The organism is Lysobacter sp. SCRH-1R, from assembly GCF_057747855.1.
Window position 1 is genome coordinate 1,725,322 of record NZ_CM173227.1, and the last position, 24,483, is coordinate 1,749,804.

A 24,483-nucleotide genomic window follows, 5' to 3' on the forward strand; every position below is an offset into this window, starting at 1 on the left:
GACACTTAATCCGATACCGCCGCCGCCATGGACCAGCGCCTCGACCTTCCCGCGCTCGACCCGTCGCTCGAGCTGACCCTGCATTCGCTGACCGCCTGCTCGCTGCCGTCGGCGCCGCTCTCCTTCGCCGACCTGATCGCCGCCAGCCTGCGCGAAGCCTGCGAGGCCGATGGCGACACCGTGTTCCCGATCATCGCGCGCCTGATCGACCAGCACATCGCCGGCGCTCTGCAGCCGCGCCGCGTGGGCCGCTGGCGCGACGAAGCGCTGGACGAGCTGCTGTCGGTCATCTCGCCGGGGATGCGCGCCCGCGCCGGCATCGCCGGTTGAGTCCGACGCAGGGCTCACCGGCTGACGTTCGACCGTCCATCGCGGGACGGGGTGTCGCAGCTCGTGCGACGGTGGCGTGGCCCCATGCCGGCATGAGTATCCACGCGATATCCACAGACTTATCTGCAACGCCCCGGGGCATTCCGCGTCTACGATGCCCGACCCGCGACAACGACACGCGCCGCCACGCCGGTGCAGGGAAAGGGTGACTGAGGGCATGAGCGCACGACCTGGTTTCCGCAGGGAGAAGCGGTTCGAGACGCGCAACGAACAGCGCATCGACCAGCTGCGCGTGCCGCCCCAGTCGATCGAGGCGGAGCAGGCGGTGCTCGGCGGCCTCATGCTGGCGCCCGATTCCTGGGACCGCATCGCCGACCAGCTCACCGACAGCGACTTCTACCGCCGCGATCACCAGCTGATCTACCGGGCGATCCGCGAGCTGGCCGAGAAGAACCGGCCGTTCGACGCGGTCACCCTCGGCGAATGGTTCGAATCGCAGGGCCTGAGCGAGGAAGTCGCCGGCGGCGCCTACCTGATCGAACTGGCCACCAACACGCCGTCGGCGGCGAACATCACCGCCTACGCCGAGATCGTCCGCGACAAGGCGATCCTGCGGCAGCTGATCGACGTGGGCACCACGATCGTCAACGACGGTTTCCAGCCGGACGGGCGCGATTCGGCCGAGATCCTGGAAGAAGCCGAGCGCCAGGTGCTGGCGATCGCCCAGGCCAACACCTCCGGCAAGACCGACTTCACGCCGGTCACCAAGGCGTTGTCGGAAGCGTTCGACACGCTGCAGACGCGTTACCAGAACGGCGGCGGCGTCACCGGCCTGCCGACCGGCTACACCGAATTCGACATGATGACGGCCGGTCTGCAGAAGACCGACCTGATCATCCTGGCCGCGCGTCCGGCGATGGGCAAGACCACGCTCGCGCTGAACATGGCCGAATACGCCGCCTTCCGCAGCAAGCTGCCGGTGGCGGTGTTCTCGATGGAAATGTCGGCCAGCCAGCTGGCGATGCGACTGATTTCCTCGGTCGGCCGCGTCAACGCGCAGCGCCTGCGTACCGGTCAGCTGGAAGACGAGGACTGGAGCCGCGTCACCAGCGCGATCCGCCAGTTGCGCGAGGTGAAGATCTTCATCGACGACGAGCCCGGCCTGTCGCCGGTGAAGCTGTCCGCGAAGGCACGCCGCCTCAAGCGCGAACACGGCCTGGGCCTGATCGTCATCGACTACCTGCAGCTGATGTCGGTCCCCGGCAACAGCGAGAACCGCGCGACGGAAATCTCCGAGATCTCGCGTTCGCTCAAGGGCTTGGCGAAGGAACTGCAGGTGCCGGTGATCGCGCTGTCGCAGCTCAACCGCTCGCTGGAAACGCGAACCGACAAGCGACCGGTGATGGCCGACCTTCGCGAATCCGGCGCCATCGAGCAGGACGCGGACATGATCGTCTTCATCTATCGAGACGACTACTACAACAAGGAGAACTCGCCGGACAAGGGACTGGCCGAGGTCATCATCGGCAAGCAGCGTTCGGGCCCGACCGGCTCGGTGAAGCTCAAGTTCTTCGGCGAGTACACCCGTTTCGACAACCTGTCGCACGATTCGGTGGGAAGCTTCGAATAGGCGTCCGCGCCTCGACGGCGGAGTAACGCCGGCAGCGCTAGAGTCCGCTGCCGATGGAACGCGAGCACGTGGAATCGGAAGCCATTGCGGGCGTCGGCTACGACGAGGCGGGGCGCGTGCTCGAGATCGAGTTCACCAGCGGCGGGATCTACCTGTACTTCGACGTGCCGCGCTACCTGTACGTGGGGCTCATGGGCGCGGACTCGCATGGACAGTACTTCGCGGAGCACATCCGCAACGCCGGATTCGACTACCGGCACCTGGACGAAGATGAAGCGCGGCGAACGCGCAGGGCGCGGAAAGGGCGTGGATTGACGCGTTCCTAACGAGGTCCGGCGCAGCGTGAATCGAACCCGCCAAAGGAGTGCAGTCATGCGCCGCATCCCCGACATCCTCATCGCCTCGATCGCCATGTGCGCGCTCGCCGGCCCGGCGATGGCGCAGTCGAGCGGTTCCTCCACCCAGGGCAAGCGCTGCTACGACGTCGAAGTGCAGAAGCCCAAGGAAGTGAAGGACGAACACAAGATCACCGGCACCGTCGCCGGCGGCGTGGTCGGCGGGCTGCTCGGCAACCAGGTCGGCGGTGGCAGCGGCAAGAAGCTCGCGACCGCGGCCGGCGCGGTCGGCGGCGCGTTCGCCGGCCGGAAAATCCAGGAAAACCAGCAGAACAAGACGGAGACGGTGATCGAGCGGCGCTGCGATTGAGCCGCTTCGAAGCCCGGCGCTTGCGCGACTCGCACCTCCCAACCTCCCGCTGCAAGCAGGGGAGGGTTGGGGAGGGGTGAAGCCCACAGCGCGGAACAGCTGTGCACTGAATGCGGTTGCACCGCACGTCCCACTCCTGACCCAACCTCTCGGCTCTGTCCCGTCGGTCGCGGAAGTGAGCGGGGCCAGCCTCACCCATCGACCAACCCCACCGCTCGCTAGAATGCGCGTTCGAGCCCTCCGCACCGGACACGCAGTGCACCCCACGCCTGGCATGCCTCCCGCCGTCAGCGAGCGTCCGACTCGCATCACGGTCGATCTCGACCATCTGTCCCACAACCTGCGTGCGATCCGCGCGCACGTGGGTGTGCCCGTCATGGGGATCGTCAAGGCGAACGCGTACGGCCACGGGCTGGTGCCGGTCGCGCTGCACCTGCAGGCGCAGGGCGTGGACCAGCTGGGCGTGGCGTTCGTGGAGGAGGGCATCGCGCTGCGCCGTGCCGGCGTGACCGCGCCGGTGCTGGTGCTGGGCGGCATCTTCGGTCCGCAGGTGTCGCAGTTCATCGCGCACGACCTGGAGATCACCGTGTCCTCGCTGGACAAGCTGCGCCAGGTCGAAGCCGCGGCCGAGGCGATGGGCCGGCGTGCGGTGATCCACCTGAAGATCGACACCGGCATGGAACGGGTCGGCGTGCACAGCTATTCGTCGCGGCCGTTCGTGGAAGCGGCGGTGGCGTCGAAGTGGTGCGTGCTGAAGGGCATCTATTCGCACCTGGCGTGTTCGGACGACCCGGCTTCGCCGATGACGCTGCAGCAGGTCGAACGCTTCCACGACGCCTGCGCGCACATCGAACGCCTCGGTGCGCCGATGCCGGTGCGCCACCTCGCCAATTCCGGCGGCGTGCTGCATTTCCCGCAGACGTGGCTGGACATGGTGCGGCCCGGCATCGTGCTCTACGGCGTGCTGCCCGATCCCGCGTCGCAACGCACCATCGACGTGAAGCCGGCGATGTCGCTGCGTTCGCAGGTCGTGTACTTCAAGGTGGTGAAGGCGGGCAATCCGGTGAGCTACGGCGCGACGTGGCGAAGCGACCACGACACGCGCGTGGTGACCGTGCCGATCGGCTACGGCGACGGCTTCCCGCGCGCGCTGTCCTCGCGTGGCGAGGTGCTGATCCGCGGGCATCGCTATCCCATCGTCGGGCGCGTGTGCATGGACCAGTTCATGGTCGACATCGGCGGCGACAGCGCATTCAACGAGGACGAGGTCGTGCTGATCGGTGCGCAGGGCGACGAGGCGATCGGCGCCGAGGACGTCGCCGCGCTCGCCGGGACGATTCCGTACGAGATCCTGGTCGGCCTCAACGACCGCATCCCGCGCGAATACCGCGGCGGCTGACGGCCCCCGCGCGGCGGACGCGGGCTTGGGCATACTGGCGGCGACGAGTCCGTCCGAGGCCGGGGGCCCGATGTCCGCAGGCGAATCCAACGCGCTGGCGCTGGTGTGGTTCCGCAACGACCTGCGCCTGGACGACAACCCGGCGCTGCAGGCGGCGCTCGACAACGGCTACGTGCCGATCCCGGTCTACATCCACGCGCCGGACGAAGCCGGCGACTGGGCGCCGGGTGCGGCGTCCAATGCCTGGCGCCACCGTTCGCTGGCCGCACTCGATGCGGCGCTGCGACGGCGCGGCTCGCACCTGCGCCATTTCTTCGGCCCGAGCCTGACGACGCTGCAATCGCTGATCGCGACCACCGGTGCCGAGGCGGTGTTCTGGAACCGCCGCTACGAACCCGCGCACGAGCGCCGCGACGCGAACATCAAGACCACGCTGCGCCAGCAGGGCATGCGCGTGGAGAGCTTCAACGCGGCGCTGCTGTTCGAGCCGTGGACGGTGCGGAACCGGCAGGGGCTGCCGTTCAAGGTGTTCACGCCGTATTGGAAGACACTGCTGGCGCAGTGGCAGCTCGGCCTGTGCATCGATGCGCCCGGGCATATACGCAGCAGCGTCGAAGGCCCGGCCGGCGTGCCGCTCGACGCGCTGGGACTCGCGCCGCGACATGGCTGGGACCGCGCCTTCTGGAACGAATGGACGCCCGGCGAAACGGGGGCGCACGCGGCGCTGGAAGCCTTCGTGGAAGGCGCGCTGCGTGGATATCGCGAACAGCGCGACCGCCCGGACCGCATCGGCACGTCGCGTCTTTCGCCGCACCTGCATTTCGGCGAGATCGCTCCGTGGCGCGTGGCGTCGATGCTCGAACGCGAGCGCACGGCAGGCAACGGCGGCGATATCGACGGCTTCCTGCGCGAGCTCGGCTGGCGCGAGTTCGCCCACCACCTGCTGCACCACTTCCCCGAAACGCCGGACCGCGACTTCGACGCGCGTTTCAACGATTTCGCGTGGTCGAACGTGTCGCCCGCGCGCATGGCCGACTGGCAGCAGGGCCGCACCGGCGTGCCGATCGTCGATGCGGGCATGCGCGAGCTGTGGCACACCGGCTGGATGCACAACCGCGTGCGGATGATCGTCGCGAGTTTCCTGACCAAGCACCTGCGTTACCACTGGCGGCACGGCGCGCGCTGGTTCTGGGACACGCTGGTGGATGCGGACCTGGCGAACAACACGCTCGGCTGGCAGTGGGTCGCCGGCACCGGCGCGGACGCGGCGCCGTACTTCCGTGTGTTCAACCCGGTGCTGCAGGCCGCGAAGTTCGATCCGGACGGCAGCTACATCGCACGCTGGGTGCCGGAGCTGGCCGGCCTGCCGGTGCCGCTGCGCTTCGCGCCCTGGCAGGACCCGCCGGCGCTGCGCCGGGGCGCGCCGGATTACCCGCCGCAGCCGCTGGTGGAGATGGGCGCGGGCCGCGATTCGGCGCTGGCCGCGTACCGCAAGCTGCGCGGCTGATGGAGCCGCGTTGACGCTGCTCGCGAGGGCGTGATTCACTCGGCCGGCACACGCACGGGAGCCGAGGGTCATGGCGCGGACGCGGACTGGGGCACGCCGGCGTGGTCGCCGGGAACCGATGTCGCGGGTCGACACCGCCTGGCTGCGCATGGAGCGGCCGACCAACCCGATGATGATCACCGGCGTGCTGATGTTCGCCGAACCGATGTCGTTGGAGCGCCTCAAGCGCGTGGTGAAGCAGCGCTTCCTCTCGTACGGACGGTTCCGCCAGAAGGCCGTGGTCACGCCGGCCGGCGCGCACTGGGAAAACGACCTGAACTTCAACCTCGACTGGCACGTGCAGCACGCCGCGCTGCCCGGTCGCGGCGACAAGCGCGCGCTGGAGCGCTTCGTCAGCCAGCTCGCGTCCTCGCCGCTCAACCACGATCGCCCGCTGTGGCAGTTCCATCTGGTCGAACGTTTCGACGGCGGCGGTTCGGCGCTGGTGGCGCGCATCCATCACAGCTACGCCGACGGCATCGCGCTGGTGCAGGTGCTGCTCTCGCTCACCGATACCGAACCCGACGCGGCCGACGGCAGCGAACTGCCGCGCACGTGGCTCAAGCAGCAGCACGCGGGCGTCGCGCGTCGCGTGGGCGCGGTCGATCGCTACGTGCAGCTGGGCAGCAAGGTCGTGGAGAAAGGACTGGAGATGTACCGCGATCCCACGCTCGCCGCGGTGCTGGCGAAGGAGGGCGGCGAGATCGCGCGCGAGCTGCTGCACGCGCTCGCGTTGCCGGACGATCCCCCGTCGCTGCTGCGCGGCCGGCTGGGCGTGAGCAAGCGCGTCGCCTGGGCCGAACCGCTCGACCTGGAAGAAGTCAAAGCCGTCGGCCGCGCCTGCGACTGCACCGTCAACGACGTGCTGATGGCCACCGCCGCCGGCGCGCTGCGCAGCTACATGATCGAACGCGGCGATCACGTCGACGGTCTGACGTTGCGTGCGACGGTGCCGGTGAACCTGCGTCCGCTGGAACACGCACGCAAGCTCGGCAACCACTTCGGCCTGGTGTTCCTCGAGCTGCCGGTGGGCGAGGGCAATCCGATCCGGCGCGTCGAACGCGTCGCGCGCTGCATGGAGGACCTCAAGCGCTCGCGGCAGGCGATCGTCGCGTACGGACTGCTCGCGGCGCTCGGCATGGCGCCGTCGCCGGTGCAGGGGCTGGCGCTGGAACTGTTCAGCCGCAAGGCCACGGCGGTCGCCACCAACGTGCCCGGTCCGCAGCAGCCGCTGTACCTCGCCGGCTGCATGCTGCGCGAAATGATGTTCTGGGTGCCGCAGACCGGTTCGATCGGCATCGGCATCTCCATCCTCAGCTACAACGGGCGCGTGCACTTCGGGCTGATCGCCGATGGCCGGCTCATTCCCGATCCCGATGCGGTGATCCGCCGCTTCGGCGCGGAGTTCGACAAGCTGCTGTACCTGGCGTTGATGGGAAACTGGGACGCGCGCCTCGATGGGGATGCGGCGGCTGCGCTGATTCCTGCCGCCGACTGAACACGGAACGTCGCGATCACTTGCGCCAGACGTGAACGCGGTTAGCTTGTGCGCGTTCAGTTCCATTCCGTCTTCCACGCAAGGACCCCGCTCATGAAGAATTTCGTCAAGGCCGCGTGTGTGGCCGTCGTCACCACCGCGCTGCTCGCCGGTTGCGCCACCAGCGGCGGCGGTTACTACGGCCAGCCCTATCCGCAGCAGCAACCGCCGCAGCAGGGCCAGCAGCAGGGCATGAGCAAGACCAGCAAGGGCGCGATCATCGGCGCGCTGGCCGGCGTTGCGGCGGGCCTGCTCAGCGGCGACGGCGCGACCGAGCGCCGCCAGCGCGCGCTGGTGGGCGCTGGCGTCGGCGGCCTCGCCGGTGCGGCCATCGGCAACTACCAGGATCGCCAGGAAGCCGCGCTGCGCCAGCAGACCGCCGGCACCGGCGTCGATGTCGTGCGCCAGGGCAACAACATCACGCTCAACATGCCCAGCGGCATCACCTTCGACTTCGACAAGTCGAACCTGAAGCCCGAGTTCTACCCGGTGCTCGACAACGTTGCCCGCACGCTGCAGGAGTACAACCAGACGGTGATCGAAGTGGCCGGCCACACCGACAGCGTCGGCAGCGATGCGTACAACCAGAAGCTGTCCGAGCAGCGCGCCAATGCGGTCTCCAGCTACCTGCAGGGCCGTGGCCTGAACCGCGAACGCTTCATCGTCGTCGGCGCCGGCGAATCCCGCCCGATCGCCAGCAATGACACCGAAGCCGGCCGCGCGCAGAACCGCCGCGTGGAGATCACGCTGGTGCCGATCGAGTCCTGATCGCCGCATCGCATCGCACGAAGAACGGGCCGCGTCTGCGGCCCGTTCCATTTGGCAGCAGGACCTTCATGCCACACGATTTCGTACTGCTCTTCGACCTGGACGGCACGCTCGTCAACACCGACGAGCTCCACTTCGCCGCGTTCCAGACGCTGCTCGCGGATTTCGATCGCACGCTCACGATGGAGACGTACCGCTCGCGGATCATGGGCGCATCGAACGAGGCGATCATGCGCGAGCTGTTCCCCGGCCAACCGATCGAGGCGCACGCACGCCTGGCCGATCGCAAGGAGGCGCTGTTCCGTTCGGCGGTGACGACGCTGGAACCCACGCGCGGCGCGATCGAACTGCTCGACTGGGCGCGCCGCCACGACGTGCGCGTCGGCGTGGTGACGAATGCGCCGCGCGCGAATGCGGAGCTGATGCTCGGTGGCATCGGCGTCCTCGACCGGATCGACGCGCTGGTGATCGGCGAGGAACTCGCGCGGGGCAAGCCCGATCCGTTGCCGTATCTCACGGGTCTCGAACGTCTCGGCGGCACCGCACGCTGCGCGCTTGCGTTCGAGGATTCGCTGTCCGGCATCCGGTCCGCGCGCGCCGCCGGCATCCGCACCTTCGGTCTGCGCGGCGCCTTGTCGGACAACGCGTTGTGCGACGCGGGCGCGGACGAGGTCATCGACGACTTCCTGTCACCGGTGCTGTTGCGGACGCTCGCGCGCATCGAATCCGGCGACGCGTTCCGAAGCGAGCCCGCCGACGCTTCCGTGTAGCCCCGGAACCGGGCTGTCCGGCGCAAACGAAAAGGCCCGCGTGCGCGGGCCTGTTCGTTACCGTCGCGACAGGCGCGATCAGTCGTGGTGCATGCCGTGCAGGTCCTGCAGCGAACCCTTGCGCGAACCGAAGTAGGCGGCGAGGTCGGCGATCTGCTGGTCGGTCAGTTCCTTCGCCTGGCTCGACATCAGCGGATGTTCGCGGTCGCCGTCGCGGTAGGCCTGCAGCGAGTGCGCGATGTAGTCGTAGTACTGGCCGGCGAGCTTCGGGTAGGTCTCGTCGATCGGCGCGTTGCCTTCGGCGCCGTGGCAGTCGACGCACGACTGGCCGGTGGCCTTGCCCTTGGTCTGCGCCAGCTTCTCGCCCGCGGCGATGTGGCCGGCCGGCAGGCCCGCGGAGGACGAGGTGTGGCCTTCGCTGCGGTCGGCCGCCGAATGCTCGGCCGGCGTGTCGCCGCCGGAACAGCCGACCAGCGCGATGGAGGCGAGCAGGGCGATGGCGAGGAACTTGTTGGTCAAGGCCGGGTTCGTCATGGGTCTGCTGCTCACTTCACGGTCGAAAGGAAGGCGGCGATATCGGCGATGTCCTGGTCCGAGAAGCTCTGCGCCTGGGCCTGCATCGTCGGGTGCTTGCGCGTGCCCTTCTTGTATTCGGTCAACGCGTTGGTCAGGTAGACCTCCGACTGCCCGCCGATGCGCGGCACGTGGTAGTTCGGATACGCGTTCTTGTAGCCGGTGACGCCGTGGCAGCCCTGGCAGGTGTAGGTGAGCTGCTTGCCCCGGGCGGCGTCGCCCTTCAGTGCGACCGGAGCGGCCGGGGCCGGAGCGGTCGGCGCGGCAGTGGCGGCCGGGGCGGCGGGAGCCTGCGCATCCTGGGCCGACGCACCGAACGCGGTGGCGGTCAGGAGGAAGCAGGCGGCGATCATCAGCGGTCGCATCATGTCGTAGTCCGCAATCTCGTGTGGCTAGCGAAAGGTTCTTAGTGCTGGCTGCGTGGCGCCTCCCCATTTATCAAGGCGACCGCGCACAAGTCGGCAAGTATAGCCATGGTTCGGATTGCAACGAAGCCGCTCCGTTTTGCATCGATGGTTCTTGCGTACCGTCTTCGCCTGCGGCAGGGGCGGTCGACGACGTGGCTCCAGTCACCATGACCTTCGGCGGATGGAGGGTGACTGGGGCGGTGATATACCTATATACAACACCGGTACAAGCGCCGGTCTCAGCCACCTTGGGGTCCAATTCATGCGTCACTTCGCCCGAAATCGCAGCCGTGGTTTTGCCCGCGCCGCTGTCGTCCTGCTGCCGTGCATGTTGTTGCTGAGCGCCTGCAAGGGCGGGGGCGAAGGCGAGGCGCAGGCCAAGGCCGGGGAAGACAAGAAGGGTCCCGAAGCCGTGCCGGTCGAGGTCGCCAAGGCCTCCCGCCGCGCCGTCGCCGCCAGCTATACCGGCACCGCGCCGCTGGAGCCGGTGGCCGAATCGCAGGTGGTCGCCAAGACCTCGGGCGTGGCGCTGAACGTGATGGTCGAGGAAGGCCAGCCGGTCCGCGCCGGGCAGACCCTGGTGCGCCTGGACTCCGCTCGCGCCGAGCTGCAGGCCGCGCAGACCGGCGCCGCCATGCGCAAGCTGGAAGCCAACTACAGCCGCGCCAAGCAGATGGCCGAGCAGAAGCTGCTCAGTGCCAACGACAACGACCAGCTGCGCTACGACCTGGAGAACGCCCGCGCCGCCAACCGCCTGGCGAACCTCGAACTGTCGTACGCGAACGTCGAAGCGCCGATCTCCGGCGTGATCGCCTCGCGCTCGATCAAGACCGGCAACTTCGTGCAGATCAACACGCCGATCTTCCGCATCGTCGACACCTCGCGCCTGGAGGCCACGCTCAACGTGCCCGAGCGCGAGCTGGTGACGCTCAAGGCCGGCCTGCCGGTCGCGCTGGTGGTCGATGCGCTGCCGGGCAAGACCTTCCAGGGTATGGTGGACCGCGTTTCGCCGGTGGTGGATTCGGGCAGCGGCACCTTCCGCGTGGTGTGCGCGTTCAAGGGCGACGGCATCCTGCAGCCGGGCATGTTCGGCCGCATCCGCATCGACTACGACCAGCGCGCCGACGCGCTCGTCGTCCCGCGCGTCGCGCTGCTGGACGACGATGGCGATCCGGCGGTGTTCGTGGTCAGTGGCGACAAGACCAAGCGCGTGCCGGTCAAGCTGGGCTACATGGACGGTTCGTGGGCCGAAGTGCGCGACGGCGTGAAGGAAGGCGAGCAGGTCGTCGTCGCCGGCAAGACCGCGCTGCGCGACGGCACCGCCGTGCAGATCCTGGGCCAGCCGCAGGCGAAGAAGGAAGTCGCTTCGGTCGCCAAGTCCGAAACCAAGAAGTAATCCCGGAGAATCCACGTGACGCAACCCGCGCACACGCCCGGTTTCAACCTGGTGGAATTCTCCACGCGCCGTCGGGTGACGGTGTTCATGGTGACGCTCACCTTCGTCCTGTTCGGCCTGATCGCGCTGGGCGACCTCAAGGTCAACCTGCTGCCCGATCTGAGCTATCCCACGCTGACGGTCCGCACCGAATACACCGGCGCGGCGCCGTCGGAAATCGAAACCCTGATCAGCGAGCCGGTGGAAGAAGCCGTCGGCGTGGTGAAGGGGCTGCGCAAGCTGAAATCTGTGTCGCGAACGGGCCAGAGCGACGTCGTGCTCGAGTTCGCCTGGGGCACGGACATGGACCAGGCCAGCCTGGAAGTCCGCGACAAGATGGAAGTGCTGCAGCTTCCGCTGGAAGCCAAGGCGCCGGTGCTGCTGCGCTTCAATCCGTCGACCGAGCCGATCCTGCGCATCGCACTGTCGCCCAAGACCGAAGCGTCCAGCGACACCGAGGCGATGCGCCAGCTCACCGCGCTGCGCCGCTACGCCGACGACGATCTGAAAAAGAAGCTCGAACCGGTCGAAGGCGTCGCCGCGGTGAAGGTCGGCGGCGGCCTGGAAGACGAGATCCAGGTCGACATCGACCAGCAGAAGATCGCGCAGCTGAACCTGCCGATCGACACCGTCATCCAGCGCCTGCAGCAGGAAAACATCAACATCTCCGGCGGCCGTCTGGAGGAAGGCTCGCAGCGTTACCTCGTGCGCACGGTGAACCAGTTCGCCAGCGTGCCGGAAATGCGCGAGATGCTGGTCACCACGCAGAGCGGCGGCGACAGCGCGGCGGCGTCGGCGGCAGCGCAGATGGCGGCGATCGCCGCGCAGACCGGTTCGGCCGAGGCGATGGCCGCGGCGGCGTCGGTGCAGAGCGCCAACTCCGCCGGCGGTGCGTCGGTCGCGGGCGGCATGCCGGTGCGGTTGAAGGACATCGCCGAGGTGCGTCAGGGCTTCAAGGAACGCGAGGCGATCATCCGCCTGGCGGGCCGGGAAGCGGTCGAACTGGCGATCTACAAGGAAGGCGACGCGAACACGGTCGCCACCGCCGACGCGATCCAGAAGCGCTTGGACGAACTCAAGGAGCAGGTCCCGCCGGACGTCGAACTGACCACCATCGACGATCAGTCGCAGTTCATCCGCCACGCGATTTCCGACGTCAAGATGGACGCGGTCATCGGCGGCGCGCTCGCCGTGCTGATCATCTTCCTGTTCCTGCGCGATGGCTGGAGCACGTTCGTCATCGCGCTGTCGCTGCCGGTGTCGATCATCGCGACGTTCTTCTTCATGGGCCAGATGGGCCTGAGCCTCAACGTCATGTCGCTCGGCGGCCTGGCGCTGGCGACCGGCCTGGTGGTGGACGACTCCATCGTGGTGCTGGAAAGCATCGCGAAGGCGCGGGAACGCGGGCTCGGAATACTCGAAGCCGCCATCGCCGGCACGCGCGAGGTGAGCATGGCCGTGGTCGCGTCCACGCTGACGACGATCGCGGTGTTCCTGCCGCTGGTGTTCGTGCAGGGCATCGCGGGCCAGCTGTTCCGCGACCAGGCGCTGACCGTGGCGCTCGCCATCGGCATCTCGCTGATCGTGTCGATGACGCTGATCCCGATGCTGAGCGCGCTCAAGGGCCGCCCGCCCATGGCCTTCCCGGAGGAAGCGCCGCATCCCCGCTGGGAGCCGAAAACGAAACTGGGCAAGCCGCTGTCGTGGTTCCAGCGCGGGCTCAACTGGGTGCTGCGGACGTTCTTCTTCAGCATCGCCTGGACGATCGTGCGCCTGTGGCGCGTGCTGGTGGCGGTGGTCGGTCCGATCATGCGCAAGGCCAGCGACATCGCGATGTCGCCGTACGGCCGCGCCGAACGCAGCTACCTCAAGCTGCTGCCGAACGCGTTGAACCGTCCGGTGCTGGTGCTCGGCTCGGCGGCGGTGGCGTTCGCGCTGACGCTGCTGGCGGTGCCGCTGCTGGGCGCGGACCTGATCCCGCAGCTGGCGCAGGACCGCTTCGAGATGACGGTGAAGCTCCCGCCCGGCACGCCGCTGCGCGACACCGACGCGCTGGTGCGCGAGCTGCAGCGCAAGCATGCCGACGACGACGGCATCCGCGCGCTATACGGCGTGAGCGGCAGCGGTACGCGCCTGGACGCCAATCCCACCGAGAGCGGCGAGAACATCGGCAAGCTCACCGTGGTGATGGAGAACGGCGGCAGCAAGGCGGTGGAAGCGCGCGAGACGGAGCGCCTGCGCGGGACGATGCAGGCGCATCCGGGCGCGCAGGTCGACTTCGCCCGTCCGGAGCTCTTCAGCTTCTCCACGCCGCTCGAAATCGAACTGCGCGGGCAGGACCTGGAAGGCATCCAGCAGGCCGGCCAGCGCATGGCCAAGCTGCTGCGCGCCAATCCGCACTACGCCGACGTGAAGTCGACGGTGGAAGAGGGTTTCCCTGAAATCCAGATCCGCTTCGACCAGGATCGCGCCGGTGCGCTCGGCCTGACCACTCGCCAGATCGCCGACGTCGTGGTGAAGAAGGTGCGCGGCGACGTCGCCACGCGCTACAGCTTCCGCGATCGCAAGATCGACGTGCTGGTGCGCGCACGCGAAACCGACCGCGCGTCCGTCGACAGCATCCGCCGCCTGATCGTCAACCCGAACAGCAGCCGTCCGGTGACGCTGGACTCGGTCGCCGACGTCGTCGCCACCACGGGCCCGAGCGAAATCCACCGCGCCGACCAGGTGCGCGTGGCGATCGTCTCGGCGAACCTGCGCGACATCGACCTGGGCACGGCCGTGCGCGAGGTCGAGGAGATGGTGTCGAAGGAACCGCTCGGCGCCGGCGTGAGCATGCACATCGGCGGCCAGGGCGAGGAGCTTGCCGAATCGGTGACCTCGCTGCTGTTCGCCTTCGGCCTGGCGGTGTTCCTGGTGTACCTGGTGATGGCCTCGCAGTTCGAATCGCTGCTGCATCCGTTCGTCATCCTGTTCACCATTCCCCTGGCGCTGGTCGGTGCCGTGCTCGCGCTGCTGCTCACCAATTCGCCGGTGTCGGTGGTGGTGTTCATCGGGTTGATCCTGCTGGTCGGCCTGGTGGTGAAGAACGCGATCATCCTGGTCGACAAGGTCAACCAGCTGCGCGAGGCGGGCGTCGCCAAGCGCGAGGCCCTGGTCGAAGGCGCGCGTTCGCGACTGCGCCCGATCATCATGACCACGATGTGCACGCTGTTCGGCTTCCTCCCGCTCGCGCTGGCGATGGGCGAGGGCGCCGAGGTGCGCTCGCCGATGGCGATCACGGTGATCGGCGGCCTGCTGGTCTCCACGCTGCTGACGCTGGTGGTGATCCCGGTGGTGTACGACCTGCTGGATCGCCGCGCCGACGAGTACTACGTCAATCGCGCCAAGCGCACGCACGCGCCGGTGGCGACGGGCGAAGGCGCCGGCGGCCATGCCGAGCCGGTCTGAGGAGCGCGCCAGATGACCATTGCGGAGCTCAGCATCAAGCGGCCGGTCACGGCGATCATGTTCTTCGTGTCGCTGTTCGTGATCGGCCTGATCGCGGCGATCCGCCTGCCGCTGGAGGCCTTTCCCGAAGTCTCGCCGCCCTTCATCTTCGTGCAGGTTCCCTACACCGGCTCCACCCCCGAGGAGGTGGAGCGCACGCTGCTGCGTCCGGTGGAGGAAGCGCTGTCGACGATGACCGGCATCAAGCGCATGGATGCGAACGCGCGTGCCGACGGCGCCGAGATCTTCATGCAGTTCTCCGACTGGAACCGCGATGTCGCCATCGCGGCGTCGGAGGCGCGCGAGCGCATCGACGCCATCCGGGACGAACTGCCCGAGGACCTGCAGCGCTACAACGTCTTCAAGTTCTCCACCACGGACGAGCCCGTCCTGCGCGTGCGCCTGGCCAGCAAGAGCGACCTGACCGGCTCGTACGACATGATCGAGCGCGAGTTCAAGCGCCGCATCGAGCGTATTCCCGGCGTGGCGCGCGTGGACGTGACCGGTGCGGCGCCGAACGAGGTGGAGATCGCGATCGATCCCGATCGGCTCACCGCGCACAACCTCAGCCTCAACGAGCTCAACGAGCGGTTGAAGGCGGTGAACTTCTCGATTTCCGCCGGGCAGATCGACGACGGCGGTCGCCGTCTTCGCGTGCAGCCGGTGGGCGAGATCACCGACCTGCAGCAGCTGCGCGATCTGGTGATCAACAACTCGGGCGTGCGGCTGGGCGACATCGCGCAGGTGCGGCTCAAGCCGCAGCGCATGAATTACGGGCGCCGCCTCGATGGCCGTCCGGCGATCGGCCTGGACATCTTCAAGGAACGCAACGCGAACCTCGTCGACGTGTCGAGCAAGGCGCTGGCGGAAGTGGAGGCGATCCGCAAGCAGCCGGAGCTCTCCGACATCCGCATCATCATCATCGACAACCAGGGCGACAACGTCACCAAGTCGCTGCTCGAACTCGCCGAAGCCGGCGCGATCGGCCTGATCCTGTCGATCGCGGTGCTGTTCTTCTTCCTGCGCCATTGGCCGTCGACGCTGATGGTGACGCTGGCCATCCCGATCTGTTTCGTGATGACGCTGGGCTTCATGTACTTCGCCGGCGTCACGCTCAACATCCTGTCGATGATGGGCCTGCTGCTGGCGGTCGGCATGCTGGTGGACAACGCGGTCGTGGTGGTGGAAAGCATCTACCAGGAACGCGAACGCATGCCCGACCAGCCGGTGCTGGCGTCGATCCTGGGTACCAGGCACGTCGCCATCGCGCTGTCGGCCGGCACCTTGTGCCACTGCATCGTGTTCCTGCCGAACCTGTTCGGCGAGCGCAATTTCCTTTCGATCTATCTCTCGCAGATCGCGATCACAATCTCCGTCTCGCTGCTCGCTTCGTGGCTGGTGGCGGTGAGCCTGATCCCGATGATCTCCGCCCGGCTGAAGACGCCGCCGGCCGTGAAGTCCCACCGCGGCGTGATCCCGCGCATGCAGAAGCGCTATGCGACGTTCCTGCGCTGGACGCTGGAACATCGCGGCAAGGCCGTGCTGGGCATCCTGATGATCATCGCGGTGAGCATCGTGCCGTTCATGCTGACCAAGAAGAACATGTTCGGCGGCGACGACGGCACCGAGACCAACATCTTCTACCAGTGGAAGGGCGCGTACACGAAGGAGCAGATGTCGGACGAGATCCTCAGGATCGAGAAGTTCCTGGAGACCAACCGCAAGAAGTACAACATCACCCAGATCTACTCGTACTACAGCGAGCAGGGCTGGGGCGGCACGCGCATCACCTTCGATACCGACAAGATCAGCGAGTCCAAGGGCATCGTCGAACAGTTGCGCAAGGACCTGCCGAAGTCGGCGCGCGCCAACATCGGCATCGGCAACCAGGGCGGGGGTGGCGGTGGCGGCGGCCCGGGCCAGAACGTGCAGGTGCAGTTGGTGGGCGACTCGACCGAAACGCTGGTCGAGTTGGCCAACGACATCGTCCCGATCATGGCCAAGCGCAAGGAACTGCGCGACGTGCGCGTGGACATTGGCGACCAGAACAGCGAGCTGTCGGTGCGCGTGGATCGCGAACGCGCGGCGTCGTTCGGCTTCAGCGCGCAGGAAGTGGCGAGCTTCGTCGGCCTCGCGCTGCGCGGCGCGCCGCTGCGCGAGTTCCGTCGCGGCGACACCGAAGTGCCGGTGTGGGCGCGCTTCGAAGGCGCCGAGCAGTTCGGCATGGCGGACGTGGCGAGCTTCACCGTGCGTGCGCCGGACGGCCGCACCGTGCCGCTGCTGGCGATGGTCGACGTCGCGGTGAAGCCGTCGGCGACGCAGATCCAGCGCGCCAACCGGCAGACGACGGTGGCGATCCAGGCCAACCTCGGCGACAAGATCACCGTGCCGGAAGCGCGCAAGGCGATGGAGGAAGTGTTGAAGGCGGTCGCGTTCCCGGCCGGCTACAACTTCAGCTTCGATACCGGCGCGTTCGAGGACGAAGCCGAAGCGAACAAGCAGATGATGTTCAACCTGCTGATCGCGCTGATCATGATCTACGTGGTGATGGCGGCGGTGTTCGAATCGCTGCTGTTCCCCTCGGCCATCATGACCGGCGTGCTGTTCTCGGTGTTCGGCGTGTTCTGGTTGTTCTGGCTCACCGGCACGGAGTTCAACATCATGGCCTTCATCGGCATCCTGGTGCTGATGGGCGTGGTGGTGAACAACGGGATCGTGATGATCGAGCACATCAACAACCTGCGCCGCCGTGGCCTGTCGCGCACCGACGCCTTGGTGGAAGGCAGCAAGGAACGCCTGCGCCCGATCCTGATGACGATGGGCACGGCGATCCTGGCGATGGTGCCGATTTCGTTGACTCAGACGCAGATCGGCGGCGACGGCCCGCCGTACTACCCGATGGCACGCGCGATCGCCGGCGGCCTGGCGTTCTCCACCGTGGTGAGCCTGCTGTTCCTGCCGACGATCTACGCGATGCTCGACGACCTGCGCAACAGCACCTCGCGCATGATTCGCCGGGCTCGCGGGAAGCAGGTCGATGGCCCGGTCGCCGGCGCGACGATCACGGCGATCAAGGTCGATTGAGTTTCCCGACCTGACGGCGCCGCAATGAAAAAGGCCGGAGCATTCGTGCTCCGGCCTTTGCTTTTTTCTCCGACGAGTTCTGGCGACACGCAGAAGATGAGCTTTGGCAGCCCGGGTAAGGCCAGAGGCTGCACCCGGGGAACGTCAACCTCACGCCGTCCGAAACCCGGGTGCGCTTCGCTTACACGGGCTACAAACGCTTTGGATCAGTGCAGCAACCGCCCGCCGATGCGGAACAGGCCCGTCCAGGCGCCGATCATCGAGCCCAGGTTGGTCAGCAGGAACGTGAGCAGCACGCGCGCGACGCGGTTGCGGTACCAGCCGCGCAGCGTCTGCACGTCGTCGCGCAGGGACATGAAATCGGCGTACGTCGGCTTGCGGATGCGCGCTTCGGTCAACGCACTGAACGTGCCGGTGGGTACGCCGAGGCGGAACGGCTTGAGCGGGGCGAAGAGCGCGGCGGTGAGGATGCTCAGCGGATGCGCCGTCGCCAGCGCGCAGCCCAGCGCGGCGAAGCCGGCGGTGCAGGCGATCCACTGCAGCAGCAGGTCGGCGCCCATCGCGAAACCGCCGCGCCAGATGCCGACGCTGATCGCGGCGACGATGAACGCGACGATCGCGATGCCCAGCCATGGCGTCCTGCTCTTCTTGCCGACCGTTTCGAGTTCCGTGCGGATCGCGTCCGGATCGCGTGTCTCATCGCGCAGATGGCGCGCGAGGCCCTGCAGATGGCCGGCGCCGACCACCGCCAGCACTTCGCGCGCGTCGCCATGCGTTTCACGCAGACGCGCGGCCATGTAGCGGTCGCGTTCGGCGATGACGGCTTCGTACAGTTCGGGGCTGTCGCTGGCGAATTCGCTGAAGCTCGATTCGAGCATGTCGCCCTGCTTGAGCTTCTCGATGTCGGCCTCGCCGACCTCCTCGTCGACGAACAGCGCGGTGACCAGGCCGGCACCGAGCTTGATGCGCCCCCAGAATCCCAGCCCCGCGCTGGCGCGGCGGAAGGTCAGGCCGACGTCGCGGTCGATCAGGTGCACCGGGAGGTCGCGCTGGCGCGCTTCGAGCACGGCGCGCTTGAGTTCGGCGCCGGGCTCGATGCCGAGCTGCTCGGCGAGGCGGCGCTGGTACGCGGCCAGCGCGAGGTTCGCCGCGAACAGCGCGGTCTTGCCGTTGCGGATCACCTGCACCAGGTCCATCCGCGCCATCGCATCCGGATCGGTCAACGCCTGCAGGCGTTGCGGGTCCAGCTCGACCGCGACCGCGTCGAACGCACCGCTGCCGACCGCGTCGCGTACCGCTTCCACGCTCGCCAGCGAGACGTGCGCGGTGCCCAGCAGGGTGTAGCGCACGCCGTCGCGTTCGACGATGGCGTGCGGCTGGCGTTCCAGCAGCGCGTGCAACGACTCAGACATGGAAGCGCCCTTCGACGCGAGCGTGGGGCGCGGTGTGGATCGGCATGGATTCGCGGGTCCTGCAGCAAGACGGCGCCCGCAGGCGCCGTCGTGGGAAATCGGTTGCAGGAAGCTTAGGGCCTGATCCGGGACGGGGCAATGAACGCCCGTCTCACGCCACGCCGAACGGGAGGTTGGGGGAGGACACCGCGCGCTCGCCGACGGTTTCGCCGTGCAGGAAGCGCATGACCGAGCCGATCACCGCCTCGTCGTCGAGTACCCGCCGATGGCCCAGGCCGCGCGTGGTCAGCAGGCGCGAATCAGGCCAGTAGCGCGCGTAGCGCTCGCCCTCGGACCAGGGGACGTCGCGGTCCTCCAGATCGTGGATGATCAGGGCCGGCCGTCCGATCACCGGCGCGGTGCGATGCGCCTGCTGTTCGTCGAAGCTCAGGCCGATGCGGCTTTCGAAATACTCGAACATCCGCCGGCACACATTGGCGCCGATCCACAGCAGGTCGGCGAAGCGTTCGGCGGCGGCGACCGGATCGGCGGCGGGCGCGATCAGCACCGCGCGGTCGGCCTTCAGGCCGCGCGCGAGCGCGTTCGCCGTCGCAGCGCCGCCGAGCGAATGGCCGATCACCACGGCCGCCGGCCCGAAGTGTTCGCCCACCGCAAGCAGGTGCCGGGTGAAGCAGGGCAGGGTCGCGATCTCGCCGGGGCTGCGGCCGTGCGCCGGCTGGTCGAAGGCGACCAGCGCATAGCCTGCGTCGCGCAGGCGCGGAAGCCACGCGCCGACGCGCGTGCCGTGACTCGACCATCCATGGGCGAACAGCACGTACGGCTGGCGCCGCGGATCGCCCCAGACGTAGGCGGTGATCGCGTGGCCGTCGACGTCGATGGATTCCTCGCGCGCGCCGAACGTCGGCGCCGCCAGTGCGCGACTGCGCGAGGAGGACAGCGGCGTGCAGAAGATCCGGGCTGCACGCGCGACGGTGCGCCTCGGCGCGACGCGACTGCCGACGGCGAACCACACACGCAGCCCGTACAGGCCGAAGAGCTTACGAACGGTCGTGCTAATTCTGGCGATGAGCGGGTACATGGGCGATCCCTCCGTGGGTGCGTCAGGCGTGGGGGGCGTAGGAGCGGAACAGCCGCTCCAGCGCGCGACGGCCGCGGTCGGCGGCGGATTCGAAGCCGAACAGGCCGGCGTCGTGGTGGACGATCAGGGCGAGGCTGGCGAGTTCGAACGCCATCTGATCCGGGTCGGTATCGCCGGCGAGCTCGCCGGTGCCGATGGCGAGCGTGACGGCGCGGGCGACCTCCTGGCGCCAGCGGCGCTCGTGTTCGACCAACCGGTCGCGCAGCGGGCCGGGGCGGTCGTCGTATTCGCTGGCGGCGCTCAGCAGCAGGCAGCTGCCTTCGGTCTGGCGGACCCAGTCGTACCAGGCTTCGAGGATCGCCCGCACGCGGGCCAGCCCGCGCGGCTTCGACAGGGCGGGGCGCAGGACGTGATCGACGAACCGCACGGCGGCCTCGTCGAGGACGGCGAGCTGGAGGTCCTCGCGCGAGCCGAAATGCGCGAATACGCCGCTCTTCGACATGCCCACCGCCTGGGCCAGCGGCCCGATCGACAGGCCTTCCAGGCCGGCAGCACAGGCGATGCCGTAGGCCCGGTCGATGATGGCCTCGCGGGTCGCGGCGCCCTTGCTGGTGGCGGTCAGAACGGTCATGGGGCGGAAAATAGCACGGCCGTTCGTTTTATTTCTACCGCTCGTCGGCCGGGGTCACACCGGGTCCGTTTCGTGTCCCGGGCCTAGCCTCCGCTGCATCTGGACCGTGTCGAGCCAGCGGCCGTGCTTGCGACCGAGCCCCTGGAACACGCCGACTGTGCGGAATCCGAGCTTCTCGTGCAGCGCGATCGAGGCCACGTTGGTGACGTCGCCGACGACCGCGACCATCTGCCGCAGGCCGAGCGCGGTGCAGTCGTCGATCAGCCGCTGCAGCAGCGCGCGGCCGACGCCGCGGCCGACGTGGTCCGGGTGCACGTAGACGGTGTCCTCGACCGTCCAGCGGTACCCCTCGCGCGTGCGGTAGGCGCTGGCGTAGGCGTAGCCGGCGAAGCGGCCGTCGCGTTCGGCGACCAGGTACGGATACCCCTGCGCGACGATCGCCTGCCAGCGGCGGGCCATCTCCGCTTCGTCGGGTTCGTCGTATTCGTAGGTGGCGACGTGATCGCGAACTTCCTGCGCGTAGAGCGCAGTGATGGCGGGGAGGTCGGCGGCGGTGGCGCTGCGCAGATGCAGGGCGCTTGAGGCGAGGGTGGATGCGGTGGGCGTGGGCATGCGGCAAGCGTAACTGCCGGAGCGGTTGGCGTCGCCGGATGCGGGTTTTCGAGACGCGAAGGTCTTGGCCGAAGGGCCGCGGCCTTCGGCCAAGAGCAACAACGAGATGGATTCCAGCTTTCGCTGGAAGGACGGTGAGGTGGAGCGCTGCGGTCGGAGTGCTCCGGCGCTATGGGCCTGGCCCCGGCCTTCGCCTGGATGACGGCTTCCCGCGGCGCCCTGCCCGTCCGCTGCCCGGCGCTTGCACTCATCGTTCGCTGGAGATGTCGGTTCGCCGCGCGCGGACCGACACCGCAGGATCAATCGCGATAGCGCTTCAGCAGGTCGCCATACGCGTCGATCCGGCGATCGCGCAGGAACGGCCAGATGCGGCGCACGTGTTCGCTGCGTTCCATGTCGACTTCGGCCATCAGGATTTCCGGCTCGTCCGTGTTGGCTTCGGCCAGGAACTCGCCCTGCGGGCCGAGCACGTGGCTGCTGCCCCAGAACTGGATGCCCGAAGCGCCCATCGGCGAAGCCTCGTGCCCGACGCGGTTGCAGCTGAGCACCGGCAGGCCGTTGGCGACGGCATGGCCGCGATGGCTGAGGATCCACGCGTTGCGCTGGCGATCCTTCTCGGCCTGCACGTCGTCCGGATCCCAGCCGATCGCGGTGGGGTAGAGCAGCAGCTCCGCGCCGGCGAGCGCCATCAGGCGCGCGCCTTCGGGATACCACTGGTCCCAGCACACCATCACGCCGAGGCGACCGACCGAGGTGTTGATCGGTTCGAAACCGATGTCGCCCGGCGTGAAATAGAACTTCTCGTAGAAGCCCGGATCGTCCGGGATGTGCATCTTGCGGTACTTGCCGGCGACGCTGCCGTCGGCTTCGAAGACCACCGCGGTGTTGTGGTACAGGCCGGTCGCGCGCTTCTCGAACAGCGAGCTCACCAGCACCACGCCGTGCTGCTTCGCGAGCGGGGCGAGGCGTTCGGTGCTCGGGCCGGGAATGGTTTCGGCCAGGTCGAACTCGCAGACGTTCTCGTGCTGGCAGAAATATGGGCCGTTGTGCAGCTCCTGCAGCAGCACGAGCTTCGCGCCGCGCTTGGCGGCCTCGGCCACGCGCTGTTCGATCACCGTCAGGTTCGCATCGGCGTCGCCGTGGTTGCGCTCCTGGATCAGCGCGACGGGGAGGGTGGTCTTCTTCATCGGTTCCGGATCGAAAGCTGCGCAACGCGCGAAGGCCTGTAATTGTAGGCCTTGCGCATGACGCGAACGAAAACGTGGGCGAAACGCAGCGGTCGGTGCCGCTGCGTGGGGATCAGGCGACGACGCCCTGCGGCAACTGCATCGTGATGCAGTGCAGGCTGCCGTTCTGCCAGATCAGCGGGCGGCACGGGACCGGCACGATCTCGCGGCCCGGGAACGCTTCGGCGAGCACGGCCCGCGCCTTCGCGTCGGCCTCGTCGCCGTAGGTCGGCATCAGCACGGCGCCGTTGACGATCAGGAAGTTGGCGTAGCTCGCGGCGAGGCGACGGCCGTCGTCGAGAATGGGCTTTGCCCACGGCAGCGGGAACAGGCGGTACGGCTTGCCGTCCTTCGTGCGCAGCGCGGCGATCTCGTCGCCCATCGCCTTGAGTTCGGCATAGTGCGAGTCGGTTTCGTCGTCGCAGGCCTGGAAGACGATGGCCTCGTTCGGCGCGAAGCGGGCGAGAGTGTCGACGTGGGCGTCGGTGTCGTCGCCTTCCAGGTAGCCGTGGTCGAGCCACAGCACGCGGTCCTGCTGCAGCCAGTCGGCCAGCTTGTTCGTCAGTTCCTCGCGGGAGGCATCCGGGTGGCGCTCGCGCAGGCACTGCCAGGTGGTCAGCAGCGTGCCGTCGCCGTCGGTGTCGATGGCGCCGCCTTCCAGGGCAAAATCAACCGGTTGGCGCTCACTTTTCGAGAAGATTCCCGCGTCCGTCAGGCGTTCCACCAGCAGGTCGTCCTGGCTGGCGTCGAACTTCCCGCCCCAGCCGGTGAAACGGAAGTCGAGCAGCCGGAATCCATCGCCATCGCGCAGGGTGATCGGGCCGGAGTCGCGCAGCCAGGTGTCGTCGTAGGGCGCCTCGATGAAGCGCACCTTCGACATGTCCACGCGTGCGGAGGACAGGCGCGCACGCGCGTAGGCCTCCACGTCCTCGTCGGCAACGCACACGATCGCGTCCTGGAAGCGGGTGATCGCCGCGACGAGCGCGATGTAGGTCTCCTCGACCTCGCCCAGGCGGTCGGCCCAGTCGGTGTCCGCGTTAGGCCAGGCGATCAGGACGGCCGACTGGGGTTCCCATTCGGCGGGAAAGCGTGCGTGTGCGTTCTGGTTCATGACGTCATCGAGAGGGGCTCAGCGGATGGGTGGCTTGGGACCCACTTCCTCCGCGCTGGCCTTGTTGGCTACGGCGTCGATCACCTTGTTCTTCTCGAAGTAGACGGTGAAGGACGGGTAGACCCAGCGGTTGATGGTCGGCCACTGGCGCTTCTGTCCACCTTCGGCCTCCAGCTTCTGCGACGGTGCGCCGTAGCTGGCTTCCACCTGCGCCATGGTCTGGCCACGCGCGGGCAGGGTGGCCTGGTTTTCTTCCTGGACGCGCTCGACCAGCAGGGTGTCGGCCGAGGCGACACCGGACAGGGCGAGCGCAGCGAACAGCGGAACGGCGGCAATGCGATGCTTCATGGCGGATTCCCCTTCGAGCCCCCTCGTGGTAGTGCGCGATTGTACGCACAACCCCTGATGCCCCGGCAGCGCGCGGCCGTCACGTTTTGAAGGTTTGCGCCTGCGATAACGCCAATTCGAAGGCGGGGAACGCCACAATGCAGAAGGCCGCCCGAGGGCGGCCTTCTCGCGTTTCAGCCCGGCGCAGGACGCCGGACGGAATGGATCAGCGCTGACGCGCCTTGAAACGCGGGTTCGACTTGCAGATCACGAAGACCTTGCCACGGCGGCGAACGACCTTGCAGTCGCGGTGACGGGCCTTCGCCGACTTCAGGGAGGACAGGACCTTCATGACAGACCTCGGCTACAGGTAAATGGGTTAACGGACGAAGCCGGCGATTCTAACGGGTAAA

At 67.9% G+C, this 24,483-nt stretch carries 21 protein-coding genes and 1 pseudogene; 12 read left to right on the plus strand and 10 right to left on the minus strand.

Annotated elements, in window-relative coordinates:
• Positions 1-27: 27 nt before the first annotated feature.
• The 9 genes from AC3ANK_RS07790 to AC3ANK_RS07830 all read left to right on the plus strand — a co-directional run bounded on the left by AC3ANK_RS07790 (position 28) and on the right by AC3ANK_RS07830 (position 8,685).
• Positions 28-330, plus strand: coding sequence for a hypothetical protein (locus AC3ANK_RS07790; protein WP_206858892.1), 303 nt, complete (start codon positions 28-30; stop codon positions 328-330).
• Positions 331-547: 217 nt separating this feature from the next.
• On the plus strand, positions 548-1,960 hold the full coding sequence (locus AC3ANK_RS07795) for a replicative DNA helicase (RefSeq protein ID WP_206858890.1): 1,413 nt from the start codon (positions 548-550) through the stop codon (positions 1,958-1,960).
• Positions 1,961-2,013: 53 nt separating this feature from the next.
• Complete coding sequence (locus AC3ANK_RS07800; protein ID WP_206858887.1) at positions 2,014-2,286, plus strand: KTSC domain-containing protein; 273 nt, start codon at positions 2,014-2,016, stop codon at positions 2,284-2,286.
• Between the two features lie 46 nt (positions 2,287-2,332).
• Positions 2,333-2,665, plus strand: a complete 333-nt coding sequence (locus tag AC3ANK_RS07805) for a glycine zipper 2TM domain-containing protein (protein WP_206858885.1) — start codon at positions 2,333-2,335, stop codon at positions 2,663-2,665.
• 274 nt (positions 2,666-2,939) lie between these two features.
• Positions 2,940-4,064, plus strand: coding sequence for an alanine racemase (alr, locus tag AC3ANK_RS07810; RefSeq protein ID WP_484172642.1), 1,125 nt, complete (start codon positions 2,940-2,942; stop codon positions 4,062-4,064).
• A gap of 70 nt (positions 4,065-4,134) precedes the next feature.
• Positions 4,135-5,571 carry a cryptochrome/photolyase family protein gene (locus tag AC3ANK_RS07815; RefSeq protein WP_206858879.1) on the plus strand — a complete coding sequence of 479 codons (1,437 nt, stop codon included), beginning with the start codon at positions 4,135-4,137 and terminating at the stop codon, positions 5,569-5,571.
• A 118-nt stretch (positions 5,572-5,689) separates the two neighbouring features.
• A complete protein-coding gene (locus tag AC3ANK_RS07820; protein WP_484172643.1) occupies positions 5,690-7,108 on the plus strand; it encodes a WS/DGAT/MGAT family O-acyltransferase in 1,419 nt (472 codons plus the stop codon).
• A 93-nt stretch (positions 7,109-7,201) separates the two neighbouring features.
• Complete coding sequence (locus AC3ANK_RS07825; protein WP_484172644.1) at positions 7,202-7,915, plus strand: YiaD family glycine zipper/OmpA-like lipoprotein; 714 nt, start codon at positions 7,202-7,204, stop codon at positions 7,913-7,915.
• A 68-nt stretch (positions 7,916-7,983) separates the two neighbouring features.
• Complete coding sequence (locus AC3ANK_RS07830) at positions 7,984-8,685, plus strand: HAD family hydrolase (RefSeq protein WP_484172645.1); 702 nt, start codon at positions 7,984-7,986, stop codon at positions 8,683-8,685.
• 78 nt (positions 8,686-8,763) lie between these two features.
• Here the strand turns inward: AC3ANK_RS07830 and AC3ANK_RS07835 are convergent, their stop codons facing one another.
• Both AC3ANK_RS07835 and AC3ANK_RS07840 read right to left on the minus strand, forming a co-directional pair.
• Positions 8,764-9,219, minus strand: coding sequence for a c-type cytochrome (locus AC3ANK_RS07835; RefSeq protein ID WP_206858871.1), 456 nt, complete (start codon positions 9,217-9,219; stop codon positions 8,764-8,766).
• Between the two features lie 11 nt (positions 9,220-9,230).
• On the minus strand, positions 9,231-9,623 hold the full coding sequence (locus AC3ANK_RS07840; protein ID WP_484172858.1) for a c-type cytochrome: 393 nt from the start codon (positions 9,621-9,623) through the stop codon (positions 9,231-9,233).
• 304 nt (positions 9,624-9,927) lie between these two features.
• Here AC3ANK_RS07840 and AC3ANK_RS07845 point away from each other — a divergent pair, with 304 nt between their 5' ends.
• From AC3ANK_RS07845 to AC3ANK_RS07855, 3 genes and pseudogenes are all read left to right on the plus strand, one after another.
• Positions 9,928-11,061: an efflux RND transporter periplasmic adaptor subunit gene (locus AC3ANK_RS07845; protein WP_484172646.1), complete on the plus strand. Its 1,134-nt coding sequence runs from the start codon at positions 9,928-9,930 to the stop codon at positions 11,059-11,061.
• Positions 11,062-11,109: 48 nt separating this feature from the next.
• A pseudogene (locus AC3ANK_RS07850) lies at positions 11,110-14,550 on the plus strand (efflux RND transporter permease subunit); the annotation flags it as partial.
• Positions 14,551-14,562: 12 nt separating this feature from the next.
• Positions 14,563-17,673, plus strand: coding sequence for an efflux RND transporter permease subunit (locus AC3ANK_RS07855; protein ID WP_206858869.1), 3,111 nt, complete (start codon positions 14,563-14,565; stop codon positions 17,671-17,673).
• 206 nt (positions 17,674-17,879) lie between these two features.
• Here AC3ANK_RS07855 and AC3ANK_RS07860 read toward each other — a convergent pair whose 3' ends face one another.
• From AC3ANK_RS07860 to ykgO, 8 genes are all read right to left on the minus strand, one after another.
• Positions 17,880-19,085, minus strand: a complete 1,206-nt coding sequence (locus AC3ANK_RS07860; protein ID WP_484172647.1) for a TraB/GumN family protein — start codon at positions 19,083-19,085, stop codon at positions 17,880-17,882.
• Between the two features lie 151 nt (positions 19,086-19,236).
• The gene (locus AC3ANK_RS07865) at positions 19,237-20,163 is read right to left on the minus strand and encodes an alpha/beta hydrolase (protein WP_484172648.1); all 927 of its coding nucleotides are present in this window, start codon (positions 20,161-20,163) and stop codon (positions 19,237-19,239) included.
• A 22-nt stretch (positions 20,164-20,185) separates the two neighbouring features.
• Positions 20,186-20,794, minus strand: a complete 609-nt coding sequence (locus AC3ANK_RS07870) for a TetR/AcrR family transcriptional regulator (protein ID WP_206858865.1) — start codon at positions 20,792-20,794, stop codon at positions 20,186-20,188.
• A 54-nt stretch (positions 20,795-20,848) separates the two neighbouring features.
• Positions 20,849-21,406 carry an N-acetyltransferase family protein gene (locus tag AC3ANK_RS07875; protein ID WP_484172649.1) on the minus strand — a complete coding sequence of 186 codons (558 nt, stop codon included), beginning with the start codon at positions 21,404-21,406 and terminating at the stop codon, positions 20,849-20,851.
• 299 nt (positions 21,407-21,705) lie between these two features.
• Positions 21,706-22,593: a carbon-nitrogen hydrolase gene (locus AC3ANK_RS07880; RefSeq protein ID WP_484172650.1), complete on the minus strand. Its 888-nt coding sequence runs from the start codon at positions 22,591-22,593 to the stop codon at positions 21,706-21,708.
• Positions 22,594-22,705: 112 nt separating this feature from the next.
• Positions 22,706-23,743, minus strand: coding sequence for an agmatine deiminase family protein (locus AC3ANK_RS07885; protein ID WP_484172651.1), 1,038 nt, complete (start codon positions 23,741-23,743; stop codon positions 22,706-22,708).
• 18 nt (positions 23,744-23,761) lie between these two features.
• Positions 23,762-24,091, minus strand: coding sequence for a hypothetical protein (locus AC3ANK_RS07890; protein ID WP_206858854.1), 330 nt, complete (start codon positions 24,089-24,091; stop codon positions 23,762-23,764).
• A 205-nt stretch (positions 24,092-24,296) separates the two neighbouring features.
• Positions 24,297-24,422, minus strand: coding sequence for a type B 50S ribosomal protein L36 (gene ykgO / locus AC3ANK_RS07895; protein WP_010342887.1), 126 nt, complete (start codon positions 24,420-24,422; stop codon positions 24,297-24,299).
• Positions 24,423-24,483 lie beyond the last annotated feature (61 nt).

What these genes read in the sequence shown, in the direction of transcription:
- AC3ANK_RS07845 (WP_484172646.1), top strand. Translation starts at nt 9,928, where the DNA reads ATGCGTCACTTCGCCCGAAATCGCAGCCGTGGTTTTGCCCGCGCCGCT.
- AC3ANK_RS07880 (WP_484172650.1), bottom strand. Translation starts at nt 22,593, where the DNA reads ATGAAGAAGACCACCCTCCCCGTCGCGCTGATCCAGGAGCGCAACCAC.
- AC3ANK_RS07805 (WP_206858885.1), top strand. Translation starts at nt 2,333, where the DNA reads ATGCGCCGCATCCCCGACATCCTCATCGCCTCGATCGCCATGTGCGCG.
- AC3ANK_RS07840 (WP_484172858.1), bottom strand. Translation starts at nt 9,623, where the DNA reads ATGCGACCGCTGATGATCGCCGCCTGCTTCCTCCTGACCGCCACCGCG.
- AC3ANK_RS07790 (WP_206858892.1), top strand. Translation starts at nt 28, where the DNA reads ATGGACCAGCGCCTCGACCTTCCCGCGCTCGACCCGTCGCTCGAGCTG.
- AC3ANK_RS07795 (WP_206858890.1), top strand. Translation starts at nt 548, where the DNA reads ATGAGCGCACGACCTGGTTTCCGCAGGGAGAAGCGGTTCGAGACGCGC.
- AC3ANK_RS07825 (WP_484172644.1), top strand. Translation starts at nt 7,202, where the DNA reads ATGAAGAATTTCGTCAAGGCCGCGTGTGTGGCCGTCGTCACCACCGCG.
- AC3ANK_RS07815 (WP_206858879.1), top strand. Translation starts at nt 4,135, where the DNA reads ATGTCCGCAGGCGAATCCAACGCGCTGGCGCTGGTGTGGTTCCGCAAC.
- AC3ANK_RS07870 (WP_206858865.1), bottom strand. Translation starts at nt 20,794, where the DNA reads ATGACCGTTCTGACCGCCACCAGCAAGGGCGCCGCGACCCGCGAGGCC.
- ykgO (WP_010342887.1), bottom strand. Translation starts at nt 24,422, where the DNA reads ATGAAGGTCCTGTCCTCCCTGAAGTCGGCGAAGGCCCGTCACCGCGAC.
- AC3ANK_RS07855 (WP_206858869.1), top strand. Translation starts at nt 14,563, where the DNA reads ATGACCATTGCGGAGCTCAGCATCAAGCGGCCGGTCACGGCGATCATG.
- alr (WP_484172642.1), top strand. Translation starts at nt 2,940, where the DNA reads ATGCCTCCCGCCGTCAGCGAGCGTCCGACTCGCATCACGGTCGATCTC.
- AC3ANK_RS07875 (WP_484172649.1), bottom strand. Translation starts at nt 21,406, where the DNA reads ATGCCCACGCCCACCGCATCCACCCTCGCCTCAAGCGCCCTGCATCTG.
- AC3ANK_RS07860 (WP_484172647.1), bottom strand. Translation starts at nt 19,085, where the DNA reads ATGTCTGAGTCGTTGCACGCGCTGCTGGAACGCCAGCCGCACGCCATC.
- AC3ANK_RS07890 (WP_206858854.1), bottom strand. Translation starts at nt 24,091, where the DNA reads ATGAAGCATCGCATTGCCGCCGTTCCGCTGTTCGCTGCGCTCGCCCTG.
- AC3ANK_RS07830 (WP_484172645.1), top strand. Translation starts at nt 7,984, where the DNA reads ATGCCACACGATTTCGTACTGCTCTTCGACCTGGACGGCACGCTCGTC.
- AC3ANK_RS07800 (WP_206858887.1), top strand. Translation starts at nt 2,014, where the DNA reads ATGGAACGCGAGCACGTGGAATCGGAAGCCATTGCGGGCGTCGGCTAC.
- AC3ANK_RS07885 (WP_484172651.1), bottom strand. Translation starts at nt 23,743, where the DNA reads ATGAACCAGAACGCACACGCACGCTTTCCCGCCGAATGGGAACCCCAG.
- AC3ANK_RS07865 (WP_484172648.1), bottom strand. Translation starts at nt 20,163, where the DNA reads ATGTACCCGCTCATCGCCAGAATTAGCACGACCGTTCGTAAGCTCTTC.
- AC3ANK_RS07820 (WP_484172643.1), top strand. Translation starts at nt 5,690, where the DNA reads ATGTCGCGGGTCGACACCGCCTGGCTGCGCATGGAGCGGCCGACCAAC.
- AC3ANK_RS07835 (WP_206858871.1), bottom strand. Translation starts at nt 9,219, where the DNA reads ATGACGAACCCGGCCTTGACCAACAAGTTCCTCGCCATCGCCCTGCTC.